Source organism: Bacillus cereus ATCC 14579 (assembly GCF_000007825.1).
In the GTDB taxonomy this organism is placed as follows: domain Bacteria; phylum Bacillota; class Bacilli; order Bacillales; family Bacillaceae_G; genus Bacillus_A; species Bacillus_A cereus.
Genome location: NC_004722.1, coordinates 4670182 through 4693439, shown reverse-complemented (window position 1 = coordinate 4693439; position 23258 = coordinate 4670182). Strand labels below are relative to the sequence as shown.

Sequence of the window (23258 nt, the reverse complement as noted above, 5' to 3'; positions counted from 1 at the left end):
AATATAAAGAGTAGCTAAAGATGTGTAGTCTAGGAGTATAAGAAAGGGCACTTTCCTTTTTGTGGGTTAGTATACTTATATTGTATCATGGCGCATGATTGGCTTCATACATAATTGTGTAAAGGTATGTATGATAAAATGAAGAAAAGTCTTTAAGAAAGGAAAGATAAAAAATGAGTGTAACTGAACATAAAAAACAAGCTCCAAAAGAAGTGCGTTGCAAGATCGTGACGATTTCCGATACACGTACGGAAGAAACAGATAAGAGCGGACAACTATTACATGAATTGTTAAAAGAAGCGGGACATAAAGTAACTTCTTATGAAATTGTAAAAGATGATAAAGAAAGTATTCAGCAAGCAGTGTTAGCTGGTTATCATAAGGAAGATGTAGATGTTGTATTAACAAATGGCGGTACTGGTATTACGAAACGCGATGTCACAATTGAAGCAGTATCAGCGTTATTAGATAAAGAAATTGTTGGATTTGGTGAGCTGTTCCGTATGATTAGTTATTTAGAAGATATCGGAAGCAGCGCAATGTTAAGTAGAGCGATTGGTGGTACAATTGGGCGCAAAGTAGTCTTCTCGATGCCAGGGTCTAGCGGAGCGGTTCGCCTTGCGATGAATAAATTAATTTTACCGGAATTAGGTCATATTACATTTGAGCTGCATCGCCAATGAGTAAGTATGCTGGAATTGTATTAGCAGGTGGTATGTCGAGTAGATTCGGTGAGCCGAAAGCGTTAGCAATTTGGAAGGAAACTACTTTTGTTGAGCATATTGTGAAAGTGATGGGAAATACTTTGCAAGACATTGTAGTAATTAGCCATACTGATATAAAAGAGCGAGTAGAGCAATTCGTACAAGTACCTGTTATAGAAGACATTCCGCACTATAAAGGGAATGGACCGCTGGCCGGCATTGTATCAGGAATGGAATACATAGAAGCAGATTGGTACGCTATTATGCCTTGCGATGCGCCAAATGTTTCGCATGAATGGTTTACCATTTTACTAGAGCAAACGAACAATGAATATGATGCGGTTGTACCTATTATTAATGGAAGAAAACAACCGCTACTTGCGGCGTATCATAACCGCGTGAAAGAAAAGATTTATGCTTTACTTCAGGAAGAAAAAAGAAGTATGGGGCAGCTTTTATCACAATGTAATGTGAAGTATGTTTCTGGAGAAGATGTACAAGCGAATGCGGATTGGTTTATAAATGTAAATACGAAAGAAGAATATGTGCAGGCTCAAAAAGACCTTTCAAATGAATGAAAGGTTTTTTTGATATACAGAATTGGGGAACAATTGCTGTATAAAGGTATGTGAGTGAGTTGATTTTAAGGGGAATTCTTAAAATCATTATACAGTTAAAACACTGTATAACCATATATTAATTTTTATGGGTTTTTATTACAATTCTGTTTAGTTATGTTTATTTTTGATATAATTAATATAGAAATAAAACAATGCTTAACCTTATGTATCATTTATTAAACTAAAATTTATGACCATGTAATAAACTCCCTTCGTTTTTTGAAGGGAGTTTTTCTATTTAAGCAAGCAACTCTGATGCGTTATGCTGAAGGACTTCTTCATATTGGTTAAGCAAGCCACGAAAGACCTCATCCCAGCTCTTTGATTTCGCAAAAGAGGAAGATTCTATTCCCATCTGCTCAAGTTTTTCTTCATTTTGTAATAAAAAATAAATGGATGATAGAAATGCATCTTCATTTTTAGGCGGACAAAGAACTCCCGTTTTTCCATCTGTAATAATATTTTTAACCCCGCCACTATTTGCACCAATAACAGGTGTACCGCATGCGAGTGATTCAAGTACGACATTTCCGAATGTTTCAGTAGCTGATGGAAACACCATTATGTTAGAACAAGCATATGCTTCAGCTAAATCCCCGCCTTGTAAATAGCCAGTAAAAGTGATATTTGTTTTCGGAACAGCTTCACGTAAACTTGTTGCTAGAGGACCGTCTCCTGCGATGAGCCAATGAATATCGTTTCGAGTATGTGCTGTTTTAACGATAAGGTGTTGCAGCGTATCAATATCTTTTTCAGGAGCAATTCGTCCAACATAGGAAAGGACATACTTCGCTGTAATATTATATTTTTTTCGGAATAGGTCTGTATTGTAAGCTGGATGAAAGAGTGTGCAATCTACACCACGTCCCCATATAGAGAGGGTCTGAAAGCCTTTATTTTTTAATTGATGTAATGTTTCAAAGGAAGGTACAAAATTTTTTTGCATATGACTATGAAACCATTTTAAATAGTTCCAAAGCATATTGGAGAGGAATTCGATTTTGTAATAACGTAAATAGGCATCGAAATCAGTATGATAAGAACCGACAACTGGGATGTTTAACTTTTTTGCATAATACAATCCACAAAGTCCCATGTTGAAAGGTGTGGCAATGTGAATAATGTCAGGTTTAAAGGAAAGTAGTTCCCGTTTAATACGCGGAGTAGGAAAAGAAAAACGACATTCTGGATATAATATTGTTAACGGGATACTTCTCATCTTATTCACATTCGCTACAAAATTATCTTCAGCTGTATGCTGAGGGGCGAAAACAGAATAGGCGATCTGTTCTTTCTGAAAATATTGTGTTAATCGCTCTAACGTTTTCGCAACCCCGTTAACTTGTGGCGTAAAAGTATCGGTAAAAATGGCGACTCTCATCATATCACTCCTTTATGTGAAAAGTGGGATGAATTGATAAAAAGAGATGATGCCAGAACAAGTGCCAAGGCACATACCGACGAATACATCTGACGGATAGTGAAGGCCTAAATAAATACGTGAAATACCGACGCATAACGCTAACGGTAATAGGAAAGCAAGTAAGCTTGGATTATAGCAAATAAATGGAATGAAGACAGAGAAAACGGCTGTTGTATGACCAGACGGGAAAGAGTGGTCTTTTAATGGATGGACTGGATATTTTGCATCCTGAATTGTTAAATAAGGACGTTTTCGTGGATACCATCTTTTTAATATTTGTACAGGAATATGGCTAATTGCTAAAGAAATAGCAGTTGCAATTGCTGCCTGATGTAAAGTACCTTTTGCAAAAATTAAAAAGAAAAGTGTGAGTGCGATGGAGAAAGTCGCGCCACCGATATGAGTAATATTGCTGAAAAAGATATTTAATGTTTTTTGATCAAAGTAGCGATTAATTCCTTTGAAAATGTAACATTCTATTTTATATAATCCACTGACCTTCATGAAAATTCTCCTCCCTCGTTTACATATATATGGAGATATTAGCTTTTATTTTAATAAGATTTTGTTGAGGGAGTAATAATGTTTTGTAAAGAAAAAGTTAGTTTTTATATAAAAAAAGCTGCCAATCTTATGGCAGCGGAAATTTACTTCTGTAATGATTTATAATATTGACCTTTTTCAACGTATTGCGTGCGAATACGCTCCATATCTTTACGGTCTTCTGCTGTTAATTCACGAATGACTTTCGCGGGACGACCGAAAGCTAACGTGTTTGGTGGAATTTTCTTTCCTTGTGAAACGAGGCTTCCAGCGCCGATAAAAGCTCCTTCGCCAATTTCAGCACCATCTAATATAATGGATCCCATTCCAATTAAAGCATCTTTTTTAATATGACAACTATGTAAAATAACTTGATGCCCAACTGTAACATCATCTTCTAAGATAAGAGGATACTGAGGGCTTTGGTGGAGTGTACATTGGTCTTGTACATTTACTCGGTCTCCAATGATCGTTGGTGACACATCACCACGGATGACTGTATTAAACCAAATACTTGATTCCTCGCCAACGTAAACATCGCCTGTAATCGTAACATAGTCAGCGATAAAAGCACTACTCGCAATTTTCGGTTTTTTTTCTTTGTAAGGATATATCATGTAAAGTCTTCCTTTCCTAGAGACTAGTTTTAGTGTATCAAATTATGAGAAAGAGTGAAATGGAGGAGAGCCGTATGTGGAATTATGAAGCGGAGGAAGCAAAGGCTGTCATTGTTATTGTGCACGGCGCAATGGAATATCACGGACGTTACGAAGCCGTTGCGGAAATGTGGAATCATATCGGCTACCACGTCGTGATGGGGGATCTTCCGTCCCATGGAACGCCTTCAAGAAATAGAGGACATATTGATTCATTTGATGAATACATAGAGGAAGTTAAACTATGGGTGAAAGAAGCAAGAAAGTATAGGTTACCTATTTTTCTATTCGGTCATAGTATGGGTGGTCTTATTGTCATTCGTATGATGCAAGAAACGAAGAGAGAAGATGTAGAGGGTATTATTTTGAGTTCGCCTTGTTTAGGGGTAGTGACTGGACCCTCTGCTCCGCTTCAATTTGCTTCAAAAATATTAAATGTTGTGGCTCCAAAATTGCAATTTGCAACGAATCTTACGGTGGAAATGTCAACACGTAACCACGAGGTGAGAGATGCAATGGAGAATGATTCTTTGTTCTTGCGCAAAGTATCAGTACGTTGGTATAGTGAATTGATTAAGTCTATCGAAATTGCTCATAAAAAAATAGATGATTTTCCAGATGTTCCGCTCTTGCTAATGCAAGCTTGTGAGGATAAACTTGTAGATAAAACACGTGTCCGCACTTGGTTTGATAATGTTAAAATAAGTGATAAGGCTTTTAAAGAATGGCCGAATTGTTATCACGAGTTATTAAATGAGTATGAGCGTGATGAAATTTTGAGTTATATTCAGTCATTTACTGAAATGCATGTCAATAATATAGTAAAAACAAACAAATAAATCATTATTTGTACATTTAATAGAGGAGATGAAGGAAGAAGTGAACGTACCGAGTAATCCCATAACGCTCATGGCGAAAGTATACCGTGATGTGTTTCCGGTTGTACACCATGAGCTAGCGATGTGGAAAGAGCGTGCCTACCATATTCCGAATGATGAGCTTCATAGTCAGGCAATCGCAAGTATTGAGCATAAAACGTTTCATTGTGAGGGCGGTGGCATTTTAGCTCTGCTAGCAAATGAACACCGAGAAGAATGTATTCGTTTTATCGTAGCGTATCAAACGATCAGCGACTATTTAGATAATTTATGTGATCGCAGTACATCACTTGATCCAAATGATTTTGCCGCACTGCATGAATCGATGTTAATGGCATTATCACCTGAAGTAGAAGGTGGCGGTAATTATTATCGTTATCGTGATGATCAAGATGATGGTGGTTATTTAGATGAACTTGTTGAAACATGCCAAGATGTTTTAAAGAAAACGAAGCACTATGACAAAATTGCTCCTGTTCTTCATGAACTTGCTTGTTATTATTGTGATTTGCAAATTCATAAACACGTGAAATTAGAAGAAAGAGAGCCGCGCTTGAAAAATTGGTTTGAAGCACATAAAGAAAACTTACCTGAGATGAGTTGGTTTGAATTTTCAGCATGTGCCGGTTCTACACTTGGAATTTTCTGTCTTGTAGCATATGCATTTCATGATGAGTTACATGATGAAGATATTGCGAAAATTAGACAAGGGTACTTCCCTTACGTACAAGGACTTCATATTTTGCTTGATTATTTCATTGATCAAGAAGAAGACCGTATAGGCGGAGATTTGAATTTCTGTAGTTATTACGAAAACGAGCAAGCGATATTAGATCGGATGAAACACTTTGTAGAAGAAGCAGAGAAGAGCATTGGTGATTTGCCTCATGCGAAGTTTCATCGTCTCATAAGCCGAGGGTTACTTGGTATTTATTTATCAGATCAAAAAGTATCAGCACAAAAGAATATGCACAAAATGGCACGGCGCATTGTAAAGTACGGAGGCCTCACTTCACGATTCTTCTATTGGAACGGGAAGATGTACCGAAAGAAAACAGCGCAGTGATGAAAAAAACCACTCATGTAGAGTGGTTTTCTTTTCATTATGATCGTATTTTTGAAAATACATATATAAGAAGTTCAATCGCTAAAATAACTAAAACAGATAGTCCAAATAAAGGCATGACAGCGCCTAGTATTACCATCATGATAAAGAAAACGAATATACTTTTCTTATCTCTTTGTTTTGGAGGTGCTGCTAATTTTCCTTTCGGCTTTCTTGCTAACCACATTTTTATTCCGTAATAAATGAGAAGTAGTAGAGATAATGTCGTTAGTAAGCATAATATTTTATTTGGCCATCCGAATAAATGTCCTTCATGAAGCGGGATACCGTAAGTGAACCATTGTGCAAGTAATCCATAATCACGATAGTCCGTTTTTGAAATGAGCTCCCCGCTATATTGGTCAAAGTAAGCTGTTATCTCTTCATTTGGTGCAACATGCATACCTGTAATACCAGAACCGCTCGATTTCGAAACAGTGAATACACCTTTCGGATCAGCTGGTAGTGAAATAACATATGGCTTCTTTATTTCAATTCCTTTTTGTAATTCATCGACAGAAATTGCTTTCGGTTCATTTAAATTTGATTCAGGCGGAGCTTCTTTTCTTGTTGCCCACGGCAATTCTTTTACCTTTGATTCAGGTGGAGCCATGTACAATTTTGGATATCCGAGTGATTCATTTGACGATGCGATTTTATAAATTTGGTTCCCCATAAATCCTGACCATGGCAATCCAGATGCGACTAGCAGAAAGAGAGGAATTGTAAATATAATACCGATAATAGAATGACGTCTTTTTGCTTTTTCTCGCTTATTGGATGATGGTGTGTTTTTGAATTGTCGTATACTCATGTACAATCCGGTTACGATTAAAAAGATTGTCCAGCATGCCGCGAGTTCTACAGTATAGTTTACGACAGTGCCACCAACTAAAAGAGAACTATGTAATTCCCTCATTATATTAGCAAACGTTTCACTTGCGTTTTGATCCCCAACAATTTGATTATTACTATCTAAATACACATATTTTTGTTGCCCAGTATACTCATTTGCAATCGTAAGTCTCGTATTATAATCCCCATTAAACTCACTAATTTTCGCCACGCTATAATGTGGATATTTTTTCTCTGTTAAGGAAATAGAATCAGACATCGAAATAGATTCCGTTTGAGCGCTCTTCCCAAAATATAAATCTTTATAGATGAAATCCTCAACCTCTTCCCGAAATAAATACCCAATTCCGCTTAGTGACAATGTAATAAGAAGCGGCGTAATAAAAAGCCCAGCATAAAAATGCCAACGCCAAAAAATGTAATGAAGCGAACGATTTACTTTCATACTTTCAGTTCCCCTAACCTTCCCTATATGAATAACTACTTATTTAATATAGCGAGATTAAGTGTGATTACTTTGAAAGAATTGTGAAGAAAGTTAAAAGTTTTTAGGATGATTTTCATAAAACATAAAACACATTTCAAAAGGGATGTTTTCTATGTTTATGAAGATTTCTTTGTATTTGATAGATACATCCTAACAACCGCTTTCGCAAGACATTGAGAAGAATCAACAAAATTCTCACTCGCCACCACATTCAAATCGGTACATGCGATAATGGCGGTATCAACTTCCTCTCTCAATTGTAAAACGAGCGCATTCCACAATTCGTGAGCTTTTTCAATCTCTCCAGATTTAATACAAGTAATAATTTGATTAATCATTTCCTGCCATGTTTCATGATGAATGTATTCTATATTCCGCTTTGCAATCCCATCTTGGTAAATATCAGCTTGAACAGTTGCTTCCGTTGCGAGAAGAGCGACTCTTTTTGCAGTTTCAGGAATCGCTTGTAACGTTTCATCAACTATATGCAAAATAGGAATAGAAAGAGAGTCCTGTAATTCTTCAAAATAAAGATGCGCCGTATTGCACGGCATAGCGATAAAGCTTGCGCCAGTACTCTCGAGTTTTTGTGCCCCTTCAATAATCGCTTTTTTCATCGCTTCGTGATCAATAGGGCGATCCATATAAAACGGTGTTGGGCACGAGTAAATCATCATATGAGGAAAGTCCATATCATGCTTTGCTCCGTATATTGTTTGGCACTCTGCTACAACTGTATCGATGAATGGTCCAGTTGATTTTGGCCCCATTCCTGCTAGTATTCCGATCATTATTTCGTCTCCTTTAATATGTAATTAAAAACGTTTTTTGCGAACGATAAAAAGAAATAAGGTAAATAATAAAAATGAATATACGATAGCCCAAGCTGTGAGCCATAGTGTGTGAGTCAGTATATTATAGTTGTATTGTCCAAGCATGAGAAAGCTTTCGACAGGTGGTAAAAACCATAGTAACTCTTTTTTAAATTGGATAGAAGCAATCGTTATAAGTAATATGAATGTAAGGCTAAGCCAAGCAGTGCCTGCTTTTTGAATTATATTTCTAGTAAATAATGTTGCGATTGAAATTCCTAGTATAGAGAAAGACATGTGAGCGAGAAATCCGACTAGAAATAAAGAAACTGTTATTTTTTCATTAAACATTTGCAAAATAATTGGGTAGAGTACGGATATAAAAGATAACACAGTACAAATGAGAAGAGCTGTAATATATTTACCAACATATAGTGCGGAAATATTATTTGTGTGAGAAATAGTAATTTGCTCTTGTATAGGGTCTTCCGTATGAAAAATTGTGATTGTAATCCAGGCAGATAATAAATAAAGCGCGAGAGCTGTTTCTAAATATGTCGGTACAATAGGAGTCGGTTTATATGTATATACAAAAAGTAAGCTCACAAAGTACATCGCAATAGGAGGGACGTACTTATACGATTTTGTATAGTCGAGAAAATGGTAACGAATAAGCGCGAACATAATAAACCTTCTTTCGATTTAAAAATTAGGTTGTAGCAGTGTGATAGATGCTTTTTTATGTAATAAAAACTGAAGTATGTCATTTGTATATTCTTTTTCGATGTGCAATTGAATAAGGTTTTGATTTGAATTGTGTGCAACGTGTATAAAACCGGATTGTTTTTGTAGTTCTATCGCTGAAAATGTTTCGTGAACGATTGCTTCAATATAGACTTGTTCTGCTCCTTTTTGTGCAGAGATATTTTCTATGATTGTATGATTTGCTAACGTCACAATTCTATCAGCGAAGTTTTCTAATAGTTGTTTTTCGTGACATGTAAATAACACGGATATACCTTGTTGTTTTAATGAGAGTAAAATATGTTCTAATTCTTGCTGAGAGTTAGGATCGAGCCCAGAAAGCGGTTCGTCTAAAATTAATAAATGTACGTCCGTAAGTAACGCTTGCATAATGCCTGTTTTTTGTTTCATACCTTTTGAAAAGTTTCGTACAACGGAATGTCTTGCATGAAGTAAATGAAACCTTTCAAGAAGCAGCGGAATTTTATCTTTTACATATTTTGTTGATAAACCGTGAATGCGGCCGAGATGAAATAGATAATCCTCTAATGTAAAACGAATCCCTTCAGGAAAATGTTCAGGTACATAGCCGATTTGTATATGTTCTTTCCTTTGAATTGTCCCTGCCGTATGTGAAATAAAGCCTGCAATTATTTTGAGTAGAGTACTTTTTCCAGTCCCGTTCCCGCCAATAATGGCGAGTGCTTCTCCTTCTGGAATGGATAAATCAATGTTGTCTAGTATAAGTGATTTGCCATACTTCTTTTGAATTCCCCTTAGTTCTACTAACAAAGTTCTATCCTTCTTTCTTCAAATATAGTATATATCCATTATATAGGAGAATAACAAAAAGACGTGCAATGAGTGCACGTCTTTTTTTGTTATGTTTTGTCGAACAATCAATATATCCGAGAAATCGTTGATATATTGTAAGTTATGATAGATATATCGAAAAAATCGTTGATATATCCCGAGTTACGATAGATATAATTGAAAAATCGTTGATATATTACCCCGCATTAACGGGCAGTAAAACTCCCACCTTAAAATTCGCCTGGAGCAAAGAGGTTAGGTGGGAGATAAACTGCCCATAAATGCCCGATTGGTTCAACTAATAATCAGTGGGGATGCCCCCACTGATTAAAGTTTCACTTTATCGCTTCTCAATCGCCACAATAAATGGTGGGTTATTTTGCTGGTTAATGAAGCCGTAGCGCAGTACGTGTGCTTGTTTTTGGTCTAATTCTTCGGCAAATTTGAGAACAGCGTCCCGTTCTACTTGTCCTTCTGGGTGTCCGTGGTAAATAACAAGGACGATGATACCTTCAGGTGCCATTACTTCTAATAATTGTTCGATCGCTGAGATTGTTGAGTTCGGTTTTGTAACGATATGCTTGTCTCCGCCTGGAAGGTAACCTAAGTTGAAAATTGCGCCTGTTACTTTTCCTTTTGCATCTTCTGGTAATATGGATAGAAGTGTATCGTGACTATCGTGAACTAAAACAGTACGTTCGAAAAGTTCTTTTTCTTTTAGACGAGTTGTTGAGCTTTCAATTGCCTCTTTTTGAATATCAAATCCAAATACTTTTCCGTTATCTCCAACGATTTCAGCTAGGAAGCAAGTGTCATGGCCGTTTCCTAAAGTTGCATCTACAGCGTAATCGCCTTCTTTTACTGCCGTTTGCAGAAGCGAGCGAGCAAACGGTAATACACGTTCTAATTTCATTTTTGTTTCTCCTCATTTGCATATTTTCCTTGCCAGCTTCCGCGGCGTACAAATTCTGCATCAATGGAATTTAATACTTCCCATTTATTTAAGCTCCACATTGGACCAATCATTAAATCAGGCGGACCGTCACCTGTGATACGGTGCACAATTACGTCTTCTGGAATCATTTCAAGTTGGTCAACAACGAGACTTACGTAATCCTCAAGAGAAAGGAACTCGAGTTGTCCTTTTTCATATTGCTTCACCATTGGCGTTCCTTTTAATAAGTGAAGTAAGTGGATTTTAATTCCTTGTACATCAAGCTTCGCTACTTCACGAGCTGTTTCCATCATCATGTCGTAATCTTCAAGTGGAAGGCCGTTAATAATATGAGAACAAACTTTAATGCCGTGCTTACGTAATTTATTTACACCTTCAACGTAAGAAGGATAATCGTGAGCACGATTAATAAGATTTGCAGTACGTTCATGGACGGTTTGTAGTCCGAGTTCAACCCAAAGGTAAGTGCGTTTATTTAAGTCCGCTAAATATTCAACGACATCGTCCGGTAAACAATCTGGACGAGTCGCAATAGAAAGACCGACAACGTCTTTTTCTGCTAGAAGCGGTTCGAATTTTTCTTTTAACACTTCAAGTGGTGCATGTGTATTTGTGTACGCCTGGAAATAAGCGATACATTTTCCATCTTTCCACTTTGAGCGCATTTTTTCTTTCATTTCATGATATTGCGTTATAACATCATCGCGGCGATCGCCAGCGAAGTCACCAGATCCAGCAGCACTGCAAAATGTACAACCGCCATAAGCAACTGTACCGTCACGGTTCGGGCAATCGAAGCCAGCATCTAATGAAACTTTAAAGATTTTTTCACCAAATTCATTTCGTAAATGATAATTCCATGTATGATAACGTTTATTGTCGTTTGTATATGGAAAAGGGTTTTGAACCTTCATTACTTTCCCTCCTAAGCCGAGTCAAAATGAAACAAAATCCATTATAACATACTCATAAGGTTCAGATGGAAGGGACACACTAAAGGGGAATTGAAGCAAGGAGGGACAATTATGGCAGAGCGTCAATCACTTGAATCTTATATTACACAAGCGGAACAAGCGGTGGAATATGCGAAAGAACAATTAGATCTTGGTATGAGACAAGAGCATTATAATACGATGGAGTATTCAGATGCGCAGTTACAATTAGAACAAGCGTATAACGATTTACAAACGATGCAACAACATGCGAATGATGAGCAACGTGAGCAGTTAAATAGAGCACGTATGGCAATTCGCCAATTGCAACATCAAATGATTATTACACCGCACTAATAAGGAGTGAATGTAATGGCGAAACGTTCAGATCAAAATAACCCAGAACAAAAAACGCAAAATGGACATAACGCTGAGTTTTCGAATGAACTTGATCCGATTGTTCAAGTAAAACAGCGTAATAGTAAAAAAGGACAACCTCAAAAATCGAAACAATCAGAGTAGACCAGGTCGCAATATGACCTGGTTTTATTTTGCTATATGACAATAATGTAAGATTTATGTAAGGTTTGTCGATAGTTGTGAGCAGCTTTCTCCAGTAGAGTAAGAAAGGATTAAGTTTTATACAAGGAGTTGCTTTATGGGGAACAATATTATAAACAAGCGAATTGATGAGTTAGATTACATTCGTGGCTTTGCACTACTAGGGATTATTTTAGTAAATATTCTCGCACTACTTAACATTAAAATTCCAGATCCTAGCACAGTGGATGCTAGCTATCAAAGATTTTTATACTTATTTGTAGAAGGTCGTTTCTTCTCAATCTTCTCATTCTTATTTGGAGTGGGATTCTATATCTTTATTTCAAGAGCGATTGCGAAAGGGAAAAATGGCTATGTTTTATTTTTACGCCGCTTAGTTGCACTATTTATTTTTGGTTTAATTCATCAAATGTTTCAGCCTGGAGAAGCACTAGCGTTATACGCAATTTGCGGGTTAATCGTTTTACCGTTTTATAAAGCGAAAAAAGAAGTGAACCTAGTACTAGGACTTATTTTGACAATTGCCTTCAGTGTAATGGGAGTTAAAGAACTATTACCACTTGGTTTAATTTTATTAGGACTTGCTGCAGGACAATATCGTGTATTTGAAAATCTTTCAAAAAACATAAAGCAAGTCGCTATTTTTACAGGCATTATGTTTGTTTTAAGTGTCATAGCTGTATGGTATCAATATGGGCACGTTCCTGCTGATCCATTTGTAAATATGATACTTATGAATGAAGACGGAACAATGGATGCTGCAAGCCAGTTTCTAAAAATTGGTATTACTGTTGGACCAATTATTTCAGCTTTCTATGTCGGAGCATTAATTTTATTACTTCAGTTAAAACCAGTTCAAACATTATTAGCACCATTGAAATACTATGGTCGTATGGCTTTAACAAATTATATCGGTCAAACTGCAATGATTTTAATCGCAGGAAGTGTATGTAACTTTGCAGGTAACTTAACTTACATGCAGACTTTATATGTATGTATTGCAATTTATGCAATTCAAATTGTATTTAGCGTAATTTGGATGAAAATCTTTAAAATGGGTCCATTAGAATGGATTTGGCGTGTTATTACGTACTGGACGGTAACACCTTTAAAGAAATAGAGAGAGAAGTGGGCTGTTCATTTTGTGGAGCAGCCTATTTTTATTTTCAGCTTTTGTAGTTGCGCCGATATAATTTCATTTACCGATTCGATATGTCACTAATATTCAAAGTAGTAAAAGCCAAACTTACACGCCCACCTTCTTTATATTACAAAAGTGTAAGGTAAATGTAATGTTAACAAATAGCAGTTCACCTCCAAAAGGCGCAAAATAGGTAATGGAAAAACAAGCGTAGGAGGATATATATGACGAAACCAGTTGTAGACGTGAAAAACGTTCAAAAAGTGTACGGTAAAAAAGGTGAGAACCAATCACACGCGTTAAAAGGTGTGTCATTCTCAATTCAAGAGGGTGAGTTTGTTGGAATTATGGGACCATCTGGTTCTGGTAAAACGACATTATTAAATGTAATTTCAACATTAGATAAAGCAACGGGCGGCGTTGTTGAAATTGCGGGTACGGATATTACAAAAATGAAGCAAGGTGAGCTTTCTGATTTCCGTTCACAAAAATTAGGATTCATCTTCCAAGATTTTAATTTGTTAGAAAACTTATCTATTTATGAAAACATTGCACTTCCACTTTCCTTGCAAGGTGTTCCATCACGTAACATTGGACCAAAAGTCGAGAAAGTAGCGGATATGTTAGGGATTACAGAAATACTTCAAAAGTACCCATCTGAAGTATCTGGTGGGCAAAAGCAACGTTCGGCAGCAGCGCGTGCTTTAGTGCATGAGCCGGCAATTATTTTAGGGGACGAGCCAACAGGAGCGCTTGATTCTAAAAATGCAACGAGTTTACTTGATGCGATGACAAACTTAAATAAAGATCAAGGCGTATCTATTATGATGGTTACACATGATCCGTACAGTGCAAGTTACTGTCAGCGTATTTTATTCATTCAAGATGGTGAGCTATATAAAGAAATTCACCGCGGCGGTACACGTGAAGAGTTTTATAAAGAAATTTTAGATGTGCTTGCGGACTTAGGCACACAAAAAGCGTAAGAAAGGAGGTTCTAGAGCATGTTATTCAAACTTTCCATGTCAGGGCTAAAGAGTAAGCTAAAAGATTATATCGTCTTACTTGTTGGTCTTGTCATGTCGATTTCAATCTTTTATATGTTTCAAACGTTAGCACTAAATGAATCATTTCTTGAATCTAATTCAGTGATTAAATCAATCGGATTTGTATTCCAAGCAGGTTCATTTTTATTAGCAATCATAACGTTCTTCTATATTTTATATGCGAACTCTTTCTTACTATCTCTTCGTCAAAAAGAGTTTGGTATGTATATGATGTTAGGAGCAAAAAAGCATAAAGTTACATTACTTATGTTTATTGAGACAATTGTATTAGGCGCCGCGTCTCTTGCAATTGGAATTGCAGTTGGTGTAGGACTTGCAGAAGGTATCGGTCAATTATTAATGAAACAATTAGAATTTGCTGGTGAAGGCTATAAAGCATTTTACCTCCCATCTATGACTGTTACTTGCATCTTCTTCTTTGCATTATTTGTACTATCAGCAATTATGAACAGTATTAAATTATCACGTATTTCTGTATTGCAACTTGTACATGCAGATGCACAAACAGAACGTGTTGCAGTAAAAGGGAAAATGACAGGCTTAGTTGCCTTCCTTGCGGTTATTTTATTAGGAATTGGCTATGCATCAATGATTTACATGGAAAAATTAAGAGAGATGGGAATCCTTATTGCATTAATTACAACAACAGCTGGTACTTACATGTTATTTGGATCACTTCTTCCAGTTATTATTAAAAAGTTAAAAAGTAATAAAAAGCGTAGTGAAAAAGGACTTAACGCTTTTACATTTGCACAATTAAATTTCCGTATTAATAGCTTAACAAAGGTACTTGCAACAGTAGCGATGTTAGTTGCTCTTGGAGCTGGTGCAATTTCAGGTGGTATGGCGTTTAAAAATAACGTTATAAAAATGGTTGATGGTTTAGTAATCTATGATTCAGTAGTTCATAATCCGACAGCTGAAGAAAAGAAAATTTTAAACGGTATTACATTTAAAGAGAAAAGCGAATATCGTTACAAAGTAGATGATAAATACGTTTACTATGTAAAAGAAGATTTAGAGAAAAATCGTCCTTTAGTAAAAGATATGGAAAATATGAAGTCGATGAAGGATTTAGTAAATACGAAGAAGGCTTCACAGGAATTACCAGTAGGTGCAGTTTCTAGAGAAATGAATGAAAAAGATGTGAACGCTAAAGAACTTCCAGAAGAATGGGTAGATGCTTTTAGCACAATTCATCCATATTATATATACGAAGATCATGCAATTAAAATTGTAGATCAAAAAATGTACGATGGGATAAGTGGTAAAGAAGGTATAGCATTTATCGGAAAAGTAGATGATTTCTTAACATATGAAAAAGAATGGAAAAAAATTGACGAGTTGCAACTAGATAAATATAAAAATGTAAAAGCTGAACAAATGAATAGTAAACATCAAATGTATGACATGTTCTACGGCTTTGCGAGCGGAACAGTGTTTATGGGATTCTTCCTTGGAATTGCGTTCTTAGCAATGATGGCAAGCTGTCTTATGTTTAAAATTCTTTCTGGTGCATCAAAAGATATTACGCGTTATCAAATGCTCCGTAAAATCGGTGTGCGCCGTGAGTTATTAACGAAATCGATTTATAAAGAGTTATTCTTAGTATTCTTATTCCCAGCAATTGTGGGTATCGCTCACGTATTAGTTGGTATGAATATTTTCGGATTTATTTTAATCGATCCGTACTTCCGTATTTGGGTACCAATCGTAATTTTCGTAGTTATTTATGCGATTTATTACTTCATTACAGTTCAATTGTATAAAGGAATTGTTCTTCCGAAAGAAGATTAATAATAAAAACCGAGCAAAAAGGCTCGGTTTTTATTATTTTCAGAAAAAACACTTTAATGTTACTTATATATATAATATAATGCAAGTAAGTAACGTAATATAAAAGTAGAAGTAGCTGTATAAGGAAAGGAGGAATCCAATCTGTAGAAAGAAGCTGAACTTTTATCCCCACATTTTTTACCGCAACGTATTTATACAATCGTAAGTTTCCACATTGAAAGTTTTCAGAACCACCTGAGTATATTGTGAAAATAATGGATAACACATGGAAATCTCATAGCATGATAAGGTAAAATGGACAACATAATGAGAAAATTACCGTTCATAAGATGAGGAGAATACATGTATGGAAGTTGTAGAGGCATTAAAAGATATAAGCCAAATTGAGGCTATGAAAAAATATTTAAAAGAGCACTCCCAGCGAGATTATCTTTTATTTGTTATTGGAATTAACACAGGATTAAAAATTACAGAATTACTTAGCATGAAATTTGAAGATGTATTAAATGAAGATGGGACTGTTAAAGAGTTTTATACTCTTCCTGTGAAAGATGAAAAATTCAAACAAGATATTTATTTAAATACAAAAGTAAAAGAAGCGCTTTTAGATTACGTACAATCTATTGGCGTTAAAAGAGAAAATTACGTATTTCAATCTAATAAAACGCCAAATTCAATTACGCGCCAACAAGCGTATCGTGTAATTCATAATGCTGCAGAAGCAGTTGGAGTTGTTGGTAAGATCGGAACGAATTCAATGCGAAAAACATTCGGATTTCATGCGTACAAAAGAGGGATAGCGATTGCGCTGTTGCAAAAACATTTTCATCACGCGACTCCATCAGAGACGCTAAAGTATTTAGGTATTTCAAAGGATGAGACCTTTAAAACGGAGATTGATGTCGATTTATAAAAGCCGTAACTAAAAGAATTAGGAGGCGGAAAATATGAATATTAGAGAGAGTGAACTGCCGGGTATTGGATGTAAGTTTGAAGTGATTACAAAAGGTAATGAAAAGATGGTTATCGTTATTCATGATGATGGCCGAAGAGAAATGTACCATTTTGATGCTGATCATGAGGAGAGTATTTCAAGCGTCTCTCTTCGTGATTCCGAAGCGAGACAAATTGCAGCTATATTGGGCGGAATGGTATATAGACCACAAGCTTTAGATACGATTGAAATGGCCTTTGAAGGATTATCAATTGAGTGGTTTAAGGTGGAAAATAATGCACCAGTCGTACAAAAAACAATTGGTAGTTTACATGTCCGAAACACATATAACGTAACGATTATTGCCATTTTGAAAAAGAATATGAAGAAGTTCTTTAATCCAGGCCCAGATTCTATCATTGAAGCTGGCGATATGCTCGTACTATCAGGTGAAAGACATGAAGTAAAAAGAATTATTAATGAGTTGCTTTCAGTAGGAGGGGATTCATAATCGATGGATACTTTAATCTTTGAAGTTGGGACTGCGTTAGTATTAGTCGCTTTTGCAGCTATTCTCGCTGCAAAGTTAAAGTTCTCGATTATTCCGTTTCTCATTATACTCGGTATGCTAGTGGGGCCCCATGCCCCAGATTTAGGGCTTATCGATTTAAGATTTATTGAAAGCGGAGAAGTTATTTCCTTCCTCGGCCGTGTTGGCGTTATATTCCTCTTATTCTATTTAGGCTTAGAATTCTCAATTAAAAAATTAATTAAATCAGGAAAGTCAATTGCTTTTGGGGGAACTGTTCATATATCGCTTAATTTTATATTAGGTTTACTTTACGGATATATAATGGGTTTCCCCTTATTAGAAACATTAATTATTGCTGGGATCATAACAATTTCATCGAGTGCAATTGTTGCGAAAGTAATTGTTGATTTAAGAAGATCTGGTAATAAAGAGACGGAGCTAATTTTAGGAATCATTATGTTTGATGATATCTTTTTAGCCGTATATTTATCAGTTGTTTCAGGATTAGTACTCGGAGGGGCAACGTCACTTGTAGGGGCTCTTACATCTATTTTAATCGCAGTAGGGTATATGCTACTATTCTTTGTAGTTGCTAGAAAAGCTACACGATTTTTAAATAAAATGTTAGATATTTCGTCCAATGAAATTTTTATTATCGTAATATTCGCTATTTTGTTCTTTGTAGCAGGATTTTCAGAAACGATTCATGTCGCGGAGGCGATTGGAGCATTATTATTGGGGCTCGTCTTTTCTGAAACAGAGCATAGTGATCGAATTGAACAGCTCGTTGTTCCGTTTCGTGATTTCTTTGGAGCCATATTCTTTTTCAGCTTCGGTTTAAGTATAGACCCATTTTCACTTGGAGGAGCAGTGTGGTTGGCATTAGGAGCAGTTTTCATTACTCTTATCGGTAATTTTACTGCTGGAATGGTTGCGGGGCGTAAAGCTGGGTTATCGCATAAGGCTTCTACGAATATCGGTTTAACACTTGCATCACGCGGAGAATTTTCCATTATCGTCGCGAATATTGGAATTGCGGGCGGCTTAATGGCAACTATTAAACCATTCTCAGCTTTGTATGTTTTAATATTAGCATCGTTAGGACCTTTGTTAACGAAAGAATCTGGGAGAATATATTCCTTATTAGATAAAATATTTAAATGGAGCGCTAAAGAAAGTGCGAAGCGAGAAAAGGAAGTTGGATAGTATAAAGAGGCTGCATGAAGTTCATGCAGCCTCTTTATACATTGTTACTGTTGTCATTTTTTGTCGGTAAGTCGATATATTTTAATAATCGCTGATATAATCTAAGAAGCAATCAATATAATTTCATTTACCGTCGAACCATTATCTGAATTTCATCAACTATTAATCAGTTGCCTTCCTATTTAAAAACGACTACAATTTTACTGTTATATATATGAACGAAAAAAATAGAATAGGAGGGGAAACTATGCCAAGGAAAGTATGGCTATTAGTAGCTGGGATGATTATTAATGTCACGGGTGCTTCTTTTTTATGGCCTTTTAATACAATTTATTTGCATGATCACCTAGGAAAATCTTTATCTGTGGCCGGAATGGTATTAATGATCAATTCGCTTACTGGTGTAATCGGAAACTTGCTCGGCGGTGTTTTATTTGATAAATGGGGCGGTTATAAATCAACTTTAGTAGGGATTGTGATTACACTTGTATCGATTTTAGGTCTTGTGTTCTTCCACGGTTGGCCGTTATATGTTGAATGGCTAGCGTTAATCGGCTTCGGTTCTGGAATGGTCTTCCCATCGATGTATGCGATGGTTGGTACGGTTTGGCCAGAAGGCGGAAGACGGGCATTTAATGCGATGTACGTTGGACAAAATGTTGGTATTGCGATCGGAACAGCATGTGGTGGATTAGTTGCATCGTATCGTTTTGATTATATTTTCTTAGCGAATTTTATTTTATACTTTGTTTTCTTTTTAATTGCTTTTATTGGATTCCGCGGTATGGAAGACAAGAAAGAGCCAGGAGTGCAAAAAGAAGTCGAAACGAAAAAAGGGTGGTCACTTACACCTGGATTTAAAGCACTTCTTATCGTGTGTGTAGCATATGCTTTATGCTGGGTTACATACGTACAGTGGCAAGGAGCGATTGCAACACATATGCAAGAATTGAATATTAGCCTTCGTCACTATAGTTTACTATGGACGATAAACGGAGCGATGATTGTTTGTGCGCAACCACTTGTTAGTATGCTAATTCGTTGGATGAAGCGTTCTTTAAAACAGCAAATTATGATTGGAATCTTCATTTTTGCGGCGTCATTCATTGTGTTAAGTCAAGCGCAGCAATTTACGATGTTCCTCGTTGCGATGGTAACATTAACAATTGGTGAGTTATTTGTATGGCCTGCGGTTCCAACGATTGCAAATATACTTGCACCAAAAGATAAATTAGGATTTTATCAAGGTGTCGTAAATAGTGCGGCGACTGTAGGGAAAATGTTCGGACCGGTCGTTGGCGGAGCAATTGTGGATTTATACAATATGGAAGTATTGTTTATAGCAATCATGGTAATGCTTGTAGTAGCGCTTATAGCAACGAGCATTTATGATAAACGAGTAAAAGTAGAAGAAACAGTTGAAGAAAAAATTGCAGTTTAGTTTGACGGAACATGTAACATGTTTTAGAATATATTTAAATAAAACAACCTTTAGAACAAGGGAGATAGCTCGGCTGTCTTAAGATGAATTCGTTAGTTATTAAGAGTAACGATTAACCGAGAAGTCCTCGCTTTAAGTAAGCTCTTAAGGGATACTAGGTGAAGGATAGTTCACTTAACTTATATGTGTAATAACAGTGAGAAGGAGTAGTAGTAATAGAAGCTGGTTTAGAGAGTTGACGGTCGGTGCAAGTCAATCCACGTTTCGTTATGAACTCGCCTTTGAGTTGCAGTTGTGAAACTAATAGTAGCAATTGCCGTTAATCCACGTTACGGATCTAAGCGAATGTATATTTGTACATTAATTTAGGGTGGTACCGCGGGAATCTATAACCTCTCGTCCCTTTCTAGGGATGAGAGGTTTTTTGTATTTTGGGCGGTGAAAATAAATAGAATTTCAAGGAGGGTATCTCATGAGCTTTAATCATCAAGAAATTGAGAAGAAGTGGCAAGGGTACTGGGAAGAGAATAAAACATTCCGTACGCCAGATGAGACAGAAAAACCAAAATTTTATGCACTAGATATGTTCCCATATCCATCAGGTGCAGGCTTACACGTAGGACATCCAGAAGGTTATACAGCGACAGATATTTTATCTCGTATGAAGCGTATGCAAGGATATAACGTTCTGCATCCAATGGGATGGGATGCATTTGGTCTTCCAGCAGAGCAATATGCACTTGATACTGGAAACAGCCCAGCTGAATTTACAGAGCATAATATTAATACATTCCGTAACCAAATTAAATCATTAGGTTTCTCTTACGATTGGGACCGTGAAGTAAATACAACAGATCCAAACTACTATAAGTGGACGCAATGGATCTTCCTAAAACTATTTGAAAAAGGCTTAGCTTACGTTGATGAAGTACCTGTAAACTGGTGCCCAGCACTTGGTACAGTACTTGCAAACGAAGAAATCATTGACGGTAAGAGTGAGCGTGGTGGACATCCAGTTGAGCGTCGTCCGATGAGACAGTGGATGTTAAAAATTACAGCTTACGGAGATCGTCTATTAGAAGATCTAGATGAGCTTGATTGGCCTGAAAGCTTAAAAGATATGCAACGTAACTGGATCGGTCGTTCTGAAGGTGCAGAAGTACACTTCAACATCGATGGTACAGACGAGAAATTCACAGTTTTCACAACGCGCCCTGATACATTATTTGGTGCAACATACTGTGTACTAGCTCCAGAACATGCACTTGTTGCAGAAATTACAACAGCAGAACAAAAAGAAGCGGTAGAAGCTTACATTAACGCTGTAAAAATGAAGAGTGACCTAGAGCGTACAGAACTTGCGAAAGAGAAAACTGGTGTATTCACTGGTGCTTACGCAGTTAACCCAGTAAACGGTGAGAAATTACCAATCTGGATCGCTGACTATGTTCTTGCAACTTACGGAACAGGTGCTGTAATGGCAGTTCCAGCTCACGATGAGCGTGACTATGAATTCGCATCAGTATTTAATCTTCCAATGAAGGAAGTTGTAAAAGGCGGAGATATTACGAAAGAAGTGTACACAGGTGATGGTGCACACGTAAACTCAGCATTCCTTGATGGATTAAATAAAGAAGAAGCAATCGCAAAAATGATTGAATGGCTTGAAGCAACGAGCGCAGGAAATCAAAAAGTAACGTACCGTCTACGTGACTGGTTATTCAGCCGTCAACGTTACTGGGGTGAACCAATTCCAGTAATTCACTGGGAAGATGGTACAATGACAGCTGTGAAAGAAGAGGAATTACCATTAGTTCTTCCGAAAACAGAAAACATCCGTCCTTCAGGTACAGGTGAATCACCACTTGCTAACATTGACGAGTGGGTAAATGTTGTTGATCCTGAGACTGGTAAAAAAGGTCGTCGTGAAACGAACACAATGCCGCAATGGGCTGGTAGCTGCTGGTACTACCTACGTTACATCGATCCAAACAATAGCGAAGCACTTGTAGATCCTGAAAAAGTAAAACAATGGCTTCCAGTTGATATTTATATCGGTGGTGCAGAACATGCCGTACTTCACTTACTATATGCTCGTTTCTGGCATAAAGTATTATACGATATCGGTGTAGTTCCAACGAAAGAGCCATTCCAACAATTATTCAACCAAGGTATGATTCTAGGTGAAAACAACGAGAAAATGAGTAAATCAAAAGGTAACGTTGTAAATCCTGATGATATCGTAGCAAGCCACGGTGCAGATACACTTCGTCTATACGAAATGTTCATGGGACCATTAGATGCTTCAATTGCTTGGTCTGAAAATGGTCTTGACGGAGCTCGTCGTTTCCTAGACCGCGTATGGCGTCTATTCGTTCAAGATAACGGTGAATTAAGTGAGAAAATTACTGACGCACCAAATAAAGAGCTTGAAAAAGCTTACCATCAAACAGTGAAGAAAGTAACAGAAGACTATGCAGAGCTTCGCTTCAACACAGCGATTTCTCAAATGATGGTATTCATCAACGATGCATACAAAGCTGAAACACTTCCGAGAGAATATGTAGAAGGTTTCGTAAAAATGATTGCACCAGTTGCACCTCATATCGGGGAAGAGCTATGGAGCAAACTTGGATACAATGAAACAATCACATATGCAAGCTGGCCAACATTTGATGAGTCTAAACTTGTAGAAGATGAAGTTGAAATTGTTGTTCAAGTTATGGGTAAAGTTCGTGCAAAACTAACAATGAGTAAAGACGCATCAAAAGAAGAAATGGAACAACTTGCACTTGAAGCAATTCAAGACCAAATTGAAGGGAAAACAGTTCGTAAAGTAATTGTTGTTCCTGGAAAACTTGTTAATGTTGTTGCAAATTAATTTATTCTAAATAAAAGCTCAGAGTATGTATACTCTGAGCTTTTTTGTGTAGAAAATAATCTCTGGATCACCCTAGTCTAAGTTTTCAATTATTCCAATACGTACAAATAAAAGAGCGGAATTCCAATACAGACAAACACCTATTTTTCTATAGGAAATATGATAAAAAAG

General features: G+C 36.6%; 23 protein-coding genes and 1 other annotated feature. Of the genes, 14 read left to right on the top strand and 9 right to left on the bottom strand.

Features of this window, described 5'->3' with window-relative positions:
• Positions 1 to 173: 173 nt before the first annotated feature.
• Positions 174 to 683 (top strand): MogA/MoaB family molybdenum cofactor biosynthesis protein, encoded by a 510-nt coding sequence (locus BC_RS23740; protein ID WP_000117124.1) that lies wholly within the window; start codon positions 174 to 176, stop codon positions 681 to 683.
• Positions 680 to 1282, top strand: coding sequence for a molybdenum cofactor guanylyltransferase (locus BC_RS23735; protein ID WP_000049593.1), 603 nt, complete (start codon positions 680 to 682; stop codon positions 1280 to 1282). Before BC_RS23740 ends, BC_RS23735 begins: the two co-directional genes overlap by 4 nt.
• A 280-nt stretch (positions 1283 to 1562) precedes the next feature.
• On the opposite strand, the gene BC_RS23730 is transcribed toward BC_RS23735, so the two are convergent.
• The 3 genes from BC_RS23730 to BC_RS23720 form a co-directional block, all read right to left on the bottom strand.
• Positions 1563 to 2705, bottom strand: coding sequence for a glycosyltransferase family 4 protein (locus tag BC_RS23730; protein ID WP_001261602.1), 1143 nt, complete (start codon positions 2703 to 2705; stop codon positions 1563 to 1565).
• A gap of 12 nt (positions 2706 to 2717) precedes the next feature.
• The gene (locus tag BC_RS23725; RefSeq protein WP_000868582.1) at positions 2718 to 3251 is read right to left on the bottom strand and encodes a phosphatase PAP2 family protein; all 534 of its coding nucleotides are present in this window, start codon (positions 3249 to 3251) and stop codon (positions 2718 to 2720) included.
• A gap of 143 nt (positions 3252 to 3394) precedes the next feature.
• A complete protein-coding gene (locus tag BC_RS23720) occupies positions 3395 to 3907 on the bottom strand; it encodes a gamma carbonic anhydrase (RefSeq protein WP_000640188.1) in 513 nt (170 codons plus the stop codon).
• 74 nt (positions 3908 to 3981) lie between these two features.
• Here BC_RS23720 and BC_RS23715 point away from each other — a divergent pair, with 74 nt between their 5' ends.
• Positions 3982 to 4785, top strand: coding sequence for an alpha/beta hydrolase (locus BC_RS23715; RefSeq protein ID WP_000267410.1), 804 nt, complete (start codon positions 3982 to 3984; stop codon positions 4783 to 4785).
• A 40-nt stretch (positions 4786 to 4825) separates the two neighbouring features.
• The gene (locus tag BC_RS23710) at positions 4826 to 5890 is read left to right on the top strand and encodes a tetraprenyl-beta-curcumene synthase family protein (RefSeq protein WP_001102461.1); all 1065 of its coding nucleotides are present in this window, start codon (positions 4826 to 4828) and stop codon (positions 5888 to 5890) included.
• Positions 5891 to 5927: 37 nt separating this feature from the next.
• Here BC_RS23710 and BC_RS23705 read toward each other — a convergent pair whose 3' ends face one another.
• The 6 genes from BC_RS23705 to BC_RS23680 form a co-directional block, all read right to left on the bottom strand.
• Positions 5928 to 7229 carry a PepSY-associated TM helix domain-containing protein gene (locus BC_RS23705; protein WP_000867835.1) on the bottom strand — a complete coding sequence of 434 codons (1302 nt, stop codon included), beginning with the start codon at positions 7227 to 7229 and terminating at the stop codon, positions 5928 to 5930.
• A gap of 158 nt (positions 7230 to 7387) precedes the next feature.
• Positions 7388 to 8062 (bottom strand): aspartate/glutamate racemase family protein, encoded by a 675-nt coding sequence (locus tag BC_RS23700; protein WP_000579289.1) that lies wholly within the window; start codon positions 8060 to 8062, stop codon positions 7388 to 7390.
• Positions 8063 to 8086: 24 nt separating this feature from the next.
• Positions 8087 to 8767, bottom strand: coding sequence for an ABC transporter permease (locus BC_RS23695; protein ID WP_000457766.1), 681 nt, complete (start codon positions 8765 to 8767; stop codon positions 8087 to 8089).
• 18 nt (positions 8768 to 8785) lie between these two features.
• Positions 8786 to 9619: an ABC transporter ATP-binding protein gene (locus BC_RS23690; RefSeq protein WP_000959720.1), complete on the bottom strand. Its 834-nt coding sequence runs from the start codon at positions 9617 to 9619 to the stop codon at positions 8786 to 8788.
• 361 nt (positions 9620 to 9980) lie between these two features.
• Positions 9981 to 10553 carry a class I SAM-dependent methyltransferase gene (locus tag BC_RS23685; RefSeq protein WP_000764471.1) on the bottom strand — a complete coding sequence of 191 codons (573 nt, stop codon included), beginning with the start codon at positions 10551 to 10553 and terminating at the stop codon, positions 9981 to 9983.
• A complete protein-coding gene (locus tag BC_RS23680; RefSeq protein WP_000868031.1) occupies positions 10550 to 11509 on the bottom strand; it encodes a TIGR01212 family radical SAM protein in 960 nt (319 codons plus the stop codon). Before BC_RS23680 ends, BC_RS23685 begins: the two co-directional genes overlap by 4 nt.
• Positions 11510 to 11620: 111 nt before the next feature.
• On the opposite strand from BC_RS23680, the gene BC_RS23675 reads away from it, so the two are divergent.
• The 10 genes from BC_RS23675 (at position 11621) to leuS (ending at position 23087) form a co-directional block, all read left to right on the top strand.
• A complete protein-coding gene (locus BC_RS23675) occupies positions 11621 to 11884 on the top strand; it encodes a YtzC family protein (RefSeq protein WP_000840865.1) in 264 nt (87 codons plus the stop codon).
• A 15-nt stretch (positions 11885 to 11899) separates the two neighbouring features.
• Positions 11900 to 12049, top strand: coding sequence for a hypothetical protein (locus tag BC_RS23670; RefSeq protein ID WP_001129340.1), 150 nt, complete (start codon positions 11900 to 11902; stop codon positions 12047 to 12049).
• Positions 12050 to 12185: 136 nt separating this feature from the next.
• Complete coding sequence (locus BC_RS23665; protein ID WP_000527690.1) at positions 12186 to 13208, top strand: DUF418 domain-containing protein; 1023 nt, start codon at positions 12186 to 12188, stop codon at positions 13206 to 13208.
• 245 nt (positions 13209 to 13453) lie between these two features.
• On the top strand, positions 13454 to 14215 hold the full coding sequence (locus BC_RS23660) for an ABC transporter ATP-binding protein (protein ID WP_000165844.1): 762 nt from the start codon (positions 13454 to 13456) through the stop codon (positions 14213 to 14215).
• A gap of 18 nt (positions 14216 to 14233) precedes the next feature.
• Positions 14234 to 16093: an FtsX-like permease family protein gene (locus BC_RS23655; RefSeq protein ID WP_000897763.1), complete on the top strand. Its 1860-nt coding sequence runs from the start codon at positions 14234 to 14236 to the stop codon at positions 16091 to 16093.
• Positions 16094 to 16439: 346 nt separating this feature from the next.
• Positions 16440 to 17006 carry a tyrosine-type recombinase/integrase gene (locus BC_RS23650; RefSeq protein ID WP_000454210.1) on the top strand — a complete coding sequence of 189 codons (567 nt, stop codon included), beginning with the start codon at positions 16440 to 16442 and terminating at the stop codon, positions 17004 to 17006.
• Positions 17007 to 17040: 34 nt separating this feature from the next.
• Positions 17041 to 17538, top strand: a complete 498-nt coding sequence (locus tag BC_RS23645; RefSeq protein WP_001026053.1) for a cation:proton antiporter regulatory subunit — start codon at positions 17041 to 17043, stop codon at positions 17536 to 17538.
• Positions 17539 to 17541: 3 nt separating this feature from the next.
• Positions 17542 to 18765 (top strand): cation:proton antiporter, encoded by a 1224-nt coding sequence (locus BC_RS23640; protein WP_000380178.1) that lies wholly within the window; start codon positions 17542 to 17544, stop codon positions 18763 to 18765.
• Positions 18766 to 19012: 247 nt separating this feature from the next.
• Positions 19013 to 20206 (top strand): MDR family MFS transporter, encoded by a 1194-nt coding sequence (locus BC_RS23635; protein WP_001137543.1) that lies wholly within the window; start codon positions 19013 to 19015, stop codon positions 20204 to 20206.
• 187 nt (positions 20207 to 20393) lie between these two features.
• Positions 20394 to 20613: a binding site (T-box leader), on the top strand.
• A 65-nt stretch (positions 20614 to 20678) separates the two neighbouring features.
• Positions 20679 to 23087, top strand: coding sequence for a leucine--tRNA ligase (gene leuS / locus BC_RS23630; RefSeq protein ID WP_000009461.1), 2409 nt, complete (start codon positions 20679 to 20681; stop codon positions 23085 to 23087).
• The last annotated feature ends 171 nt before the right edge of the window (positions 23088 to 23258 follow it).